The organism is Leifsonia sp. 71-9, from assembly GCF_001898805.1.
Lineage (GTDB): Bacteria > Actinomycetota > Actinomycetes > Actinomycetales > Microbacteriaceae > Leifsonia.
In genome coordinates this window covers 709,176-721,249 of record NZ_MKVJ01000021.1, presented here as the reverse complement: position 1 = coordinate 721,249, position 12,074 = coordinate 709,176, and the positions used below count along the sequence as shown (strand labels likewise).

Below are 12,074 nucleotides of genomic sequence, written 5' to 3'. Positions count from 1 at the left end.
CCCGGCCCATGTGCCGGCGACGGTCGATGTGGTCGTGCAGCACCCGAACGGCGACTCGCAGCCGGGCGCCTTCACCTTCCTGGCCGCCCCGGCGATCCTATCGCTCACCCCGACCAGCGGGCCGGAGACCGGTGACACGACCGTCACGATCACCGGCACCGGGTTCACCGGCGCCACCGGGGTGACGTTCGGCGGCACCGCCGGCAGCGGCTTCGCCGTCGTGAACGACACCACCATCACCGTGGTCACCCCGGCGCACGCACCGGGCGCGACGGACGTGGTCGTGCAGAGCCCCAACGGCACCTCCGGCCCGGGCACGTTCACGTTCATCGCCCTCCCGGCCATCACCTCCCTCGCCCCGACCAGCGGGCCGGTGACCGGCGGGACCCCCGTCACCATCACCGGCAGCGGGTTCACCGGAGCGACGGGAGTGACCTTCGGCGGCACGCCGGGCGTCGGGTTCAGCGTGGTGAACGACACCACGATCACCGTCGCCAGCCCCGCCCACGCGGAGGGACCGGTCGACGTGATCGTGCAGGCGCCGGTCGGTGACTCCGCCCCGGCGACGTTCACCTACCTGCCCCTCCCCGTCATCACCGGAGTCGCGCCGGCCAACGGACCGGAGACCGGCGGCACCGCCGTCACCATCACCGGCACCGGCTTCACCGGCACCACGGGGGTCACCCTCGGCGGCACGCCCGCGACGGGCGTCACCGTGGTGAACGACACCACGATCACGGCCACCACCCCGGCGCACGCTCCGGGCGCGGTCGACGTCGTGGTGACCACGCCGGCCGGCCCCTCGGAGCCGGGCGACTTCACCTTCGACGCGGTCCCGGCGATCACCTCGGTGGCCCCGGCCAGCGGACCGGAGACCGGCGGAACGGCCGTCACGATCACGGGCACCGGGTTCACCGGCGCCACCGGAGTCACCTTCGGCGGCACGCCGGGAACGGCCTTCACCGTGGTGAACGACACGACGATCACCGTCACGACCCCGGCGCACGCGCCCGGCGCCGTGGACGTGATCGTGCAGCACCCGAACGGGAACTCGCAGCCGGGTGACTTCACCTTCCTGCAGCTGCCGGCCATCACCTCCCTCGCCCCGACCAGCGGTCCGCAGACCGGCGGCACCGCCGTCACCATCACGGGCACCGGCTTCACCGGCGCCACCGGAGTCACCTTCGGCGGCACGCCGGGCACCGGCTTCACCGTGGTGAACGACACCACCATCACGGTGACGACCCCGGCGCACGCGCCCGGAGCCGTCGACGTGGTCGTGCAGCACCCCAACGGCGACTCGCAGCCCGGTGACTTCACCTTCCTGCCCGTCCCGGCCATCACCTCCGTCGCCCCCGCCAACGGTCCCCAGACCGGCGGCACCGCCGTCACCATCACGGGCACCGGGTTCACCGGCGCCACCGGAGTCACCTTCGGCGGCACGCCGGGCACCGGCTTCACCGTGGTGAACGACACCACGATCACCGTCACGACCCCTGCCCACACCCCGGGCGGGGTGGATGTGATCGTGCAGCACCCCAACGGCGACTCGCAGCCGGGCGACTTCACGTTCGACCCGGTCGCGAACGCCCCCGTCATCAGCGGCCTCGACCCGGACCACGGTCCGTTCCTCGGCGGCACGGTCGTCACCGTCTCCGGCACCGGCTTCACCGGCGCCACGAGCGTGACGATCGACGGAGTGGACGTGCCGTTCACGGTCGTGAACGACACCACGATCACGCTGACGACGCCGCCGCACACCGCGGGCGCCGTGCCGATCGTCGTGACGACCCCGGTCGGACCGTCGCCCGCCGCGACGTTCACCTACGACCCGGGAACCACCATCGACGGCGTCGACCCGGGGCACGGCCCCCAGGCCGGCGGCACGACGGTGACGATCACCGGCGGGTGCTTCACGGGCGCGACCGGCGTGCTCTTCGGCGCCCCCCCGGCGACCTCCTTCACGGTGGTCGACGACGCGACCATCACCGCCGTGGCCCCGGCCGGCACCGGGACGGTGGATGTCACGGTCACCGGCGGGGTGGAGTGCGGCAACGGCGTGCTCCCCGGCGGCTACCGCTACGACGTGCCGCTGCCGGTCGACCCCGGCACGGGCACCACCGGGTCGACGAGCACCGGCAGCGGTCTCGCCGACACGGGCTCCACCTCCGGTGGGGCGGCCCTCCTCGCCGGTCTCGCGGCCCTGCTGGTCGCGTGCGGCGCCCTGATCCTGATTCGACGCACCCGCCGAGCCTGACGGCACGGCCTGAGAAAGGAGAAGTCGATGACTGAGACACACGTGGCACCCGCCCCCCGGCGGGCCCGCAAGCTGAAGGCCGTGCTGGCCGCCGGGCTCGTGCTCGGCGCCGGGGCCGCCGTGACTCTCGCCGCCTGGAACGACTCCGAGTTCGCCCGGGGAACCTTCACGGCGGGCACCTTCAACCTCGTCGGCAGCATCGACGGCACGACCTACACGGACCACGCGACGGCGGCCTCGCCCGCCGCGCTGGCCTTCACGGTCAACGCCGCCACGCTCTCGCCGGGGGCGGTCACCGCCGCGCCGTTCGCCGTCGAGCTCGCGGCGAACACCACCAACCCCGCCGTCGTCACGATCTCGAGTGCCGCGACGACGGGCACCGTGACCAATCTCACCTACGAGCTGCTGCAGACGACGACGTTCGGCTGCACGGCGAGCACGACGGGCACCGACCTCGTCCCCGCGGGGACGGCACTCACCACGGTGCCCGGTTCGACCACGTTCCCCCTGACCCAGGGCACGGGAGGCGCGGCGGGGGCGCCGGCCTTCCTGTGCTTCAAGGTCACCGGCGGAGCGGGTCTCGCGCAAGGGCAGACCGGCACGGCCACCTGGCAGTTCCAGGCGGCGAGCCAGTAGTCCATGCGTGAGGGGCGGCCGTACCGCAGCCGGGGTGTTCGGGCCCTCCGGCTGCGGGCGGTGCTCGCCTCGGGCCTCGTGCTCGGGGTCGGCGCGGCCGTCACCCTCGCCAGCTGGACCGACCGGGAGTTCGCGACCGGCTCGTTCCAGACCTCGGTGTTCAACACCCAGTCCAGCGTCAACGGCAGCGCCTACGCCGACAACTCCGTCTCCCCGGGTGCGACCGTGACCATCGCCGGCCCGTTCGCGCCGGGAGTGTCCTCCTACTTCCCGGTGCTCATCCAGACGACCGCGAACTCGGTCGCCGGCACGGCCGTCCTCAACGGCGCCGTGCTCGGCGGCACGGACGCGGCGACGCTCGGCGCGGCACTCGTCTACCGGGTCGTGCGCACGACGGCCACCTGCAACGCCGCGGCGTTCACCGGCACCCCCGCGTTCGTGGTCGGCGCCGCCGCGACCACCCGCGCGCTCACCGCAGGCCAGGAGACCGGGGTCACCAACGCGCTGGCGGCCGCGACCAGCACGGCGCCCGGAGCCGCGACGGGCTTCTGCTTCGAGGTCACCCTCCCGGCCGGAGCGCCCAACACCCTGCAGGGCAAGACGACGACGGCGACGTGGCAGTTCGTCACGACCTCGAACTGACGACCGGAGAGGAGGCGAGATGAGCATCCGCGAGGAGGCCGCTGCCGTCGCGGGACGGCACACCGCCGAGCCTCCCGCCGCGCACGCCGCGGCCCCGGCGAGCCGTCGGGCGGCGAAACGTGCCGCCTCCCGAGCCGGGGACGTGCTGCTCACGGTCGCCTCCGTCGCGGGTGCCCTCTGCATCGCCGGGGCCATCGCGGCGGCCGTGTTCCACCTCACCCTCATCCTGTTCAGCACGGGGTCGATGAGCCCGACCATCCCCGCCGGGGCTGTGGCCCTGGTGCGCGAGATCCCCGCGAGCGAGGCGCGCGTCGGCGATGTCGTCACCGTGGACCGGCCGGGCGAGCTGCCGATCACCCACCGCGTCGTCTCGGCACGGCCCCTCGGCGGCGGCCGGGTGGAGCTCGTGCTGCGCGGCGATGCGAACGCCGAGACCGACCCCGCGCCCTACGATGTCGCGCACGTGCGCCTGGTGATCGCCAGCGTGCCCGGCGGGGCCCAGGTCATCGCCTTCTTCTCGAACCCGCTCTTCCTCGGCGGCGCCACCCTCGCCGCCACCGTGCTCGTCGCGTGGGCGTTCTGGCCCCGGGACGGCGACAGGGAGGGACGTTCCCGGCGCGACCGGCGCCGCGAACGGGACAGGGTCGGAGCCGCGGGTCGCGCGGGAGGAGGCGCCCTCGTCCTGCTCCTCGCCGCCGGCGGGGCCTCCGCCCTCGTGCTCGCCTCCCCCGCGCCCGCCCGCGCCGACGAGACCGTCTCCGCCGGCCGCTACCTCACCCTGACGTCGATCGCCGACCCGGCCGCCTTCGCGGAACTGCGTCCGGGCGTCCCGGTGCACTGGGAGGTCGGAGTCGCCGCCTCCACTCCCCGACCCGTCACCGTGGGTCTCGGGCTCTCCGCGACCGGCCCGCTGACCACCGCGCTCGACGTCGCGATCCGCTCGTGCACCGTCCGCTGGTCGGGCGACGCCTGCCCCGGCACGGTCCAGGCGGTGACCCCCGGCACCTCCCTCGCCGCCCTCCTCGCCGGACCCGGCGCCACGGTGGGCGCCCCGCCCGCACCGGCCGGCGTCGTCACCGTCGGCGGGATGCCGTCCGCCTCCCCGCGCTGGCTCGCCGTCGATGTGACCCTCGCATCCGGCGCCTCCACCGGCTCCGCCGCCCTCGAGGTCTGGGCCTGGACCTCCGCCGACGACGCCCGGGCATCGGCTCCACCGGTGGCCCTCGCCGCGACCGGCTCGGCGCCGCCCCTGCTACCGCCGCTGCTTGCCGGCAGCGCCGTGGTCGCCGGGGCGGCCATCGCCGGCGTCGCGGGATCCCGCCGCCACCGGCACACCGGGAGCGCGTCGTGAGGGGCGCGCTGCGGGCCGTCGTCGCGAGCGCGCTGGTCGTGCTCGCGGCCGGCGTGCTGGGCGTCTCGGGCGGCTCCCCGGCCCAGGCGGGCTGGTCGCGGTCGGCCTACGTCACCGGCACGGCGACGGCGGGCGTGCTGGGAGCGGTGCCGACCGTCGCCTGCGGATCGTCGGGCGGCCTGCTCGCGGCCAACATCCCGATCACCTGGACGGCGGCGCCGACCGGTGGCAACGCCCTCGCGCCGCAGAGCTACACGATCGCGTGGAGCGGCAGCGCGGGCTCCGGCAGCACGACGGTGGCGGCGCCGGCGACCTCGGGCAGCGTGACCGGTGCGACGCTGACCCTGCTGGGCACCAGCACGGTCACCGTCACCGCGAACTACGGCACCTGGACGTCGCCCGTCTCCCTCCAGACGCGGACGATCACGACCGTGCTCGGAGCGCTCAGCCTCATCGTGGCGTGGACGTGCGCCTGATCCCCACCGCGGGCAGCAGGATGTCGTCCATCACCGAGAGCAGGAACTCCCGGTCGACCGGCCTGCGCTGGATGAGCACCCGGTAGGAGGCCATCGCCGGCGCGATCAGGGCGAGCTTCTCGATGTCGGCGTCGTCCGGGATCTCGCCGCGTTCGACGGCACGGCGCAGGAAGATGCGGTTGAGGGAGGCGCGCGGCTCGACGATCGCGGCGTTGACCGCGTCGGTGAGCTCCGGGTTTTTCGCGAGCATGGAGACCAGACCGGCCATGATCTGGAGCTTCTTCTCGGCGTCGACGATCGTGTGCGGCTTCATCATCGCGACGAGGTCGCCCCGGAGCGTGCCGGTGTCGGGAAGGGCGTCGAAGTCGATGTCGCCCTTCTTCATGCACGCGACGGCGTCGATGACGAGGTCGGCCTTCGACGCCCAGCGCCGGTAGACGGTGGCCTTGCCGGCCTTCGCCCGCGCCGCGACCATGTCGATCGTCATGCGGTCGTAGCCGGTCTCGGCGAGCACGTCGAGGGCGGCGTCGAGGATCTCCGGGTCGCGGGTGTGGTCCCGTTTGCGCCCGAGCTTCGTCGCGGGGGCGGGTGCTGACATGTCCATCACCTCCAGTGTAGATGAATTCTTGAACAGAATAGATCCGGAACTAGTTAGTTTCGTATATGCTGACCCGCATGCCGCAGACAAACCCCTCCCCCTCGAGCGCCGCACCCGACGCGGCGGCGCCCTCGACCCGCCGCTGGTGGACGCTCGTCACCGTCGCCCTCGCGCAGCTCATGGTCGTGCTCGACTCGACCGTCGTGAACATCGCGCTCCCCTCCGCTCAGGCCGATCTCGGCTTCTCCAACGCCGACCGCCAGTGGATCGTGACCGCCTACTCCCTCGCCTTCGGCAGCCTCCTGCTCTTCGGCGGCCGCCTCTCCGACCTCATCGGCCGCAAACGCGCCTTCATCATCGGCCTCATCGGCTTCGCCGGCGCCTCCGCACTCGGCGGCGCGGCGGGCTCGTTCGGGATGCTCGTCGGCGCCCGCGCGCTCCAGGGCGCGTTCGGCGCTCTCCTCGCCCCGACCGCCCTCGCGGTGCTGACCACCACCTTCACGGTGCCGAAGGAGCGGGCGCGCGCGTTCGGCATCTTCGGCGCGATCGCCGGTGCGGGAGGCGCGGTCGGCCTGCTGCTCGGCGGCGTGCTCACCGAGCAGTTCGACTGGCGCTGGAACCTCTACATCAACGTCGTCATCGCGATCGTCGCCGTCATCGGCGCGACCATCTTCGTCACCTCGATCGCCCGCAGCGGCCCGCGCCCGAAGCTCGACGTGCCCGGCACCATCCTCGTCTCCGGCGCGCTCTTCTCGCTGGTCTACGGCTTCTCCAACGCCGAGTCCGACGGCTGGGACTCGCCGCTCTCGTGGGGCTTCCTCGGCGCGGCCGGTGTGCTGCTGATCGCGTTCGTGCTCTGGCAGCGCCGCGCGACGCACCCGCTGCTACCGCTCTCGATCGTGATCAACCGCAACCGCGGCGCCTCGTACAGCGCGATCCTCATCGCCGGCGCCGGGATGTTCGGCATCTTCCTCTTCGTGACCTACTACCTGCAGGCCACACTGAAGTTCACGCCCATCCAGACCGGCCTCGCCTTCCTGCCGATGATCGTGATGCTCGTCACCGCCGCGCAGCTGTCGACCAACATCTTCGTGCCGCGGTTCGGGCCGAAGATCATGGTGCCGATCGGCATGACGATCGCCGCCACGGGCATGGTCTACCTGACCCACCTGGGCGTCACCGCGAACTACGCCGCCGACCTCCTGCCGCCGCTGATGATCCTCGGCGTCGGGATGGGCTCGATCATGCCCGCCGCGATCCAGACCGCGACGCTCGGCGTCGACCGCCGGTTCGCCGGCGTCGCCTCGGCGATGGTCAACACCAGCCAGCAGGTGGGCGGGTCGATCGGCACGGCGCTGCTCAACACGCTCGCGGCCACCGCGGCCACCGACTACGTCGCCTCGCATCTGCCGCCGTCGGCGTCCGTCGCCGCCGAGGCCGCCGTGCACAGCTACGCCACGGCGTACTGGTGGGGAGCCGCCTTCTTCGCCTTCGGCGCCGTGCTCACCGCGTTCCTCTACCGGCGCCGCGCGGCCCTCGCGACCGCGGCTGCTCCGGCAGGCGCCGCCGACCCGGCCGGTGCACCCGGTGCGCCCGAACCAGTGGTCGCGCACTAGCGATCCATCCGTCGCAACACGCCGTTCCCACCCCGGTGGGGACGGCGTGTTGCGACGACCAGGTCGTCAGGCGACCGGCTCCGCCTCCGCCTCCGCGTCGCGGAGCGCCTCCTCGACCGCCTTCTTGACCCGCGCGTCCTCGCGCTCGGCGTTCGCCTTCCTCCGGCGGCGCAGCACGAGCACGGCGGCGACGACCGCGGCGGCCACCAGCAGCACGAGCACCAGCAGCGCCCACGGCACCGCGAGCGCCCCGGCCTCGGCTGCGACGCCGTCGACGCCGGGCGTGGAGCCGGTGACCGCCGGCAGCTTGGGGCTGAGCGCGGCCTTCGCCGTCAGCCAGAACGCCGGCACCACGCCGTCGACGGGCACGGACACCGTCCACGACTCGCCGGGGAGCAGCTCCGGGACGGCGGCGACGTCGCCGGTGTCGACGGGGAACCAGCCGAACGGTCCGGAGAGCGCGACCGTCTGCCCGGCCGAGAGCCGCACGTTGCCGGTGTTGTGGACCGTGTACGAGACCGTCGCCGATCCCGCTCCGAACGGGTTGAACGTCCCCGTGTAGTCGACGTGCATCTTCTCGACCGCGACGGCCGGGGCGAGCGCGCCGTCCACGCGGACGTGCATCCGGATGCCCAGACGGCGGTCGACGCTGATGCCGTTCTCCTGGGCGGTGTGCGGGAGGGAGGTCAGGAGGCCTCCGGCGTAGTCGCCGGGCGTCGCGTCCGCCGGGATGCTGACGGTGAAGGGGACCTCCACCGAAGCGCCGGGCGCGACCGTGACGCGGCCGCTCTGAAACGCGGTCCAAGCGCCCACGGCCTCGGGCTTCGTGTCCTGGGTGACGAGGTCGAGCTGGCCGCTCGTCGTGGTGAAGCCGTCGGCGGCGTAGACGTCGAGCTCGAGCGGCGTCGCGGCGTGGTTGCTCACCACGAGGGCGTCGGAGACCTGCTTGCCCGGCTCGATCCGGTAGGCGAAGTTCTGACGGTCCGCGCCGTTGGCGTTGGAGGCGGTGCGCACGCCCCAGGTGACGTCGCCGTCCGCGGCGACGGCGGGCGCGGACACGCCGCCGACGGCGAGCACCGCGGCGACGAGGAGGGCCGGCAGCAGGCCGGCGAGGAGCCGCGCGCGTCCGGGCGCGGTGCGGGGGGAACGAGCGTTCATGACCATCCTGGGGAGCAGTGGGAGTCGAAGTGGCCCCGGGGCGGGCGCTGACGCGCACCCGCCCCGGGCGGTGGAGCGGATCGGCTAGCTGAGCGCGGTGAGCGTCAGGGTCGCCTGGTAGGTGCCGTCGGTGACGTCGATCGGGATGTTGAGGTCCAGAGCGGCGCCGAGCTTGGCCGAGCCCTTGGCGTGGCCCGCCCCGGCGGATCCGAGCGTGGCCGACTTCGAGAGGCCGTCGCCGCCCGAGAAGCCCGACTGCACGCGGTCGCCGGCCTTGGCGTCACCGCCCGCCTCGGTGACCGACGGCGTCCAGCCGAGGTACTTGCCCGAGAAGGACTTGGCGCCGGAGGCGAAGTCGCTCACCTGGGCCGAGAGCGACCACTGCGGGCCGGCCGTGCGGGTGTCGGTGACGCGGATCGGGTTGATCGAGCCGACCGCGGCGTAGTGGTCGCCCGCCTCGACGGCTCGGCCGAGGTTGACGAGGCCGTTGGTGCCGTCGACGTTCCAGACGAACTCACCCGGGGCGGCCTGCGGGACCGTGACCTGCAGCTGCTGCTGGTCGGTGTCGGGCTTCGCCGCACGGGTCAGGGTGACCTGGTCGACGATGCTGTTCACCGGCTTGTCCGTGCCGTTGGCCTGGCTGCGGAGGGTCTTCACCGTGATCGCGCTGCTGGTGATGTCGATCGCGCTGTAGTTGCGGACCTTCTCCTGGTTCTGCACCGAGAGCCACCAGAAGCCCTTGTTCTGCAGGTCGTAGTACTTCGACCCGGAGGCCGAGTTGGCCGTCACGTAGAGCACGCCGCCGGGACCGGCGACCACCTGGTCGGCGCCGGCCTGCTCGTCCGCGTTGGCCTTCTCACCGTTGTGGATGAGGTAGCTGCGGGCGTAGCTGTGGTCGTGCCCCTGCAGGACGAGGTCGATGCCCAGGTCCGAGATGACGGTCGGCAGCACGTTGCGGCGGTCGAGCACGTCGCTGTCGGTCGCGTGCGGGCCGGGCGAGTAGATCGAGTGGTGGAAGGCGAGCACCTTCCACTTGGCCTTGGCGCCCTGCTCGGCGACGACCTTCTGCATCCACGCGATGTGGGAGGCGTCGCGGCTGTTCGAGTTGATGTCGAGGAACAGCGTGTCCTTGTAGATGAACCAGTAGTCGCCGCCCGAGCCCGTCCCGGTGTTGGCGCCGGCGGTGCGGTCGACGTTCGGGGTGTTGAAGTGCTGCTCGTACGCCTTCGAGCCGACGTCGTGGTTGCCGTTGGTGGCGACGAAGGGGATCTGGCGCAGCTTGTCGGACTGCAGGAAGGCCTCGTACTGCGTCTCGTTGTTCGCCGTCTCGACCTGGTCGCCGGCGGAGAAGAGCAGCTCGGCGTTCGGGTAGGCGGAGGTGGCGACGTTGAGGGTGTCCACCCAGCCGGCCGAGTCGTTCGGGACGTTGCCCGACGAGCCGATCTGCGGGTCGCCGAAGAACAGGAAGTTGAAGTCGCCGCTGAACTTCTGGGTGCGGAACGTGTAGGTCGCCGACCAGTCCCCCTCGGTGCCGACGCGGTAGACGTAGGAGGTGTTCTCCTTGAGCCCGGTCACGGTGGCGAAGCGGTTGTACTCGTTGCTGGTGGTGATGCCGCCCGTCGCGGGGATGCTCTTCACGACCTGCGGGAACGCGCCGCCGACGACCTCGGAGGCGTAGCCGACCTGTACGACCTGGGCCACGTCGGCCGCGGAGTACCAGGAGAAGTTGCGCTGCGATTGGTCCGCTCCGACGCCCAGGACGATGTCCGTCTGGTTGGCGGAGGCGGCGAAGGCGGCGGGCGCGGCGATCGCGCCGCCCCCGAGCATCACGCCGAAGCAGACCGCTGCGGCGGCGAGGCGTGTTGTGGTGCGGTGACCGGGCTTGGCGGCCCGTCTGGTGTCGTCACTCGACATGGAGTCCGATGCCTTTCTCAGTGAGATGTCCGCGGACGCGCGGACGCGGATCCCACCGTCTCGGCCGCTCGTGAATTCTGAATGAATTCACAGAGTTGTGGCGGTGGACACCAGCGGAAGGTCACCCCCATTCGAGGCCCAGCACGCGGCCGACGAACCAGAACAGCGCGACCGCGGTGACCACCGCCGCGACCGCGATCCCGACCCAGAGTCCGACGCGGGGGGCGCGCCTGCGCAGCAGGACGAGCAGCGGGAAGACCACGGCGATGATCCCGAGCTGCACCGCCTCGATGCCGACGTTGAAGATCAGCAGCGACCAGAGCAGCGTCCACGACCAGGGCTCGTCGATGCCGAGCGCGCTGGCGAAGCCGAGGCCGTGCACCAGGCCGAACAGGAACACCACGCCCAGGCGCAGCCAGTCGGCGCGGTCGAGGCCCAGTGACCCGGAGGGCGTCGGCCGCACGTCGAGGGCCAGCTCGGCCGGCGACATCGTGACGCGGCGCCGCACCGACCAGAGGTACCAGGCCGCGACGACCGCGATCGAGAGCGCGATGACCGGCTCGACGACCGCGGCCGGCACCGTGACGAAGCCGAGGGCGGCGAGCAGGAAGGTGATGGAGTGGGCGACGGTGAAGGTCGTCGCGGCGAGCACGACATCCCGCAGCCGCCGTGAGCCGACGATGAGCGCCAGCAGGAACAGGATGTGGTCGATGCCGCCCAGGAGGTGCTCGGCGCCGAGCAGGAAGAACTCGCCGAACCGCTCGCCCCCGGTCTGCTCGGTCGAGAACGACGGGTGGGCCGCATCGAGGGCGGCGCTGCCGTCCTTCCCGTCGAGGTCGTAGGTGACGATCGTCTTCGTGTCCCTGACGTAGTCCTCGGAGTCGGGGAAGAGCCCGCTGCGGAGCTCGTGGCCCGCCGCGTGGCCGCCGTCGGCGCAGGCGAAGTCGAGCACGAGCGTCGCGTAGGGCACCGAGTCGCGTTCGTGCACGGTGATGTCGCCGGCCCGGGAGGGTGCGCACGGCTCTCCGCCTGCGCTCACCGTGAACCGGTCGGTCACGTAGGCGACCACCGTGTCGGCGTGGTCGTTCATCGCGGTGGCCTCCTCCCCGGTCTGGAAGAGGTCCATCCCCTGGTCGAAGAGGCCCTGGTCCTTCTGCTTCTCGGCGGCCGACGCGACGAGCAGGTCGTACTCGAGGTCGAGCGTGGTGCGCACCCCGCCGTCGGGTGCCGTCGTCGCGTCCGCATAGACGACCGACGAGAAGCCGTGCGCCCCCGCTGCGGTGGCCGGAAGCAGCACCCCGGCGGCCGCGGCGGCGAGGGCCGTCAGGGCGAGGGCGAGGGAGGCGGAACGGCCTCGCGGGCGGGTCGGGCGGGCAGGGGTCTGGCGGCGGGGATGGCTGCGGATCACCCCGACAACGTGTCCGAG

Annotated in this window: 10 protein-coding genes; 6 read left to right on the top strand and 4 right to left on the bottom strand. The window is 72.6% G+C overall.

Annotated features, from left to right (window positions below; genetic code table 11):
* The 5 genes from BGO91_RS20015 to BGO91_RS19995 form a co-directional block, all read left to right on the top strand.
* Positions 1–2,257: IPT/TIG domain-containing protein (locus tag BGO91_RS20015; protein ID WP_290474491.1), on the top strand; the 2,257-nt coding region annotated here is incomplete at its 5' end.
* A 27-nt stretch (positions 2,258–2,284) separates the two neighbouring features.
* A complete protein-coding gene (locus BGO91_RS20010) occupies positions 2,285–2,893 on the top strand; it encodes a SipW-dependent-type signal peptide-containing protein (protein ID WP_290474490.1) in 609 nt (202 codons plus the stop codon).
* Between the two features lie 3 nt (positions 2,894–2,896).
* The gene (locus BGO91_RS20005; protein ID WP_290474489.1) at positions 2,897–3,535 is read left to right on the top strand and encodes a SipW-dependent-type signal peptide-containing protein; all 639 of its coding nucleotides are present in this window, start codon (positions 2,897–2,899) and stop codon (positions 3,533–3,535) included.
* 19 nt (positions 3,536–3,554) lie between these two features.
* Positions 3,555–4,886, top strand: coding sequence for a hypothetical protein (locus BGO91_RS20000; protein ID WP_290474488.1), 1,332 nt, complete (start codon positions 3,555–3,557; stop codon positions 4,884–4,886).
* The gene (locus BGO91_RS19995; protein ID WP_290474487.1) at positions 4,883–5,362 is read left to right on the top strand and encodes a hypothetical protein; all 480 of its coding nucleotides are present in this window, start codon (positions 4,883–4,885) and stop codon (positions 5,360–5,362) included. The genes BGO91_RS20000 and BGO91_RS19995 overlap by 4 nt, the downstream gene beginning before the upstream one ends.
* Here BGO91_RS19995 and BGO91_RS19990 read toward each other — a convergent pair.
* On the bottom strand, positions 5,337–5,960 hold the full coding sequence (locus BGO91_RS19990; RefSeq protein ID WP_290474486.1) for a TetR/AcrR family transcriptional regulator: 624 nt from the start codon (positions 5,958–5,960) through the stop codon (positions 5,337–5,339). The genes BGO91_RS19995 and BGO91_RS19990 overlap by 26 nt on opposite strands.
* 77 nt (positions 5,961–6,037) lie before the next feature.
* Between BGO91_RS19990 and BGO91_RS19985 the strand changes: the two genes are divergently transcribed.
* On the top strand, positions 6,038–7,576 hold the full coding sequence (locus BGO91_RS19985) for an MFS transporter (protein ID WP_290474485.1): 1,539 nt from the start codon (positions 6,038–6,040) through the stop codon (positions 7,574–7,576).
* 66 nt (positions 7,577–7,642) lie between these two features.
* Here BGO91_RS19985 and BGO91_RS19980 read toward each other — a convergent pair whose 3' ends face one another.
* The 3 genes from BGO91_RS19980 to BGO91_RS19970 form a co-directional block, all read right to left on the bottom strand.
* Positions 7,643–8,734 (bottom strand): DUF916 domain-containing protein, encoded by a 1,092-nt coding sequence (locus BGO91_RS19980; protein ID WP_290474484.1) that lies wholly within the window; start codon positions 8,732–8,734, stop codon positions 7,643–7,645.
* 84 nt (positions 8,735–8,818) lie between these two features.
* Positions 8,819–10,648 (bottom strand): FN3 domain-containing metallophosphoesterase family protein, encoded by a 1,830-nt coding sequence (locus BGO91_RS19975; protein ID WP_290474483.1) that lies wholly within the window; start codon positions 10,646–10,648, stop codon positions 8,819–8,821.
* 121 nt (positions 10,649–10,769) lie between these two features.
* Positions 10,770–12,074, bottom strand: a 1,305-nt coding sequence (locus BGO91_RS19970) for a HupE/UreJ family protein (RefSeq protein WP_366925303.1), incomplete at its 5' end; no start/stop codon positions are given.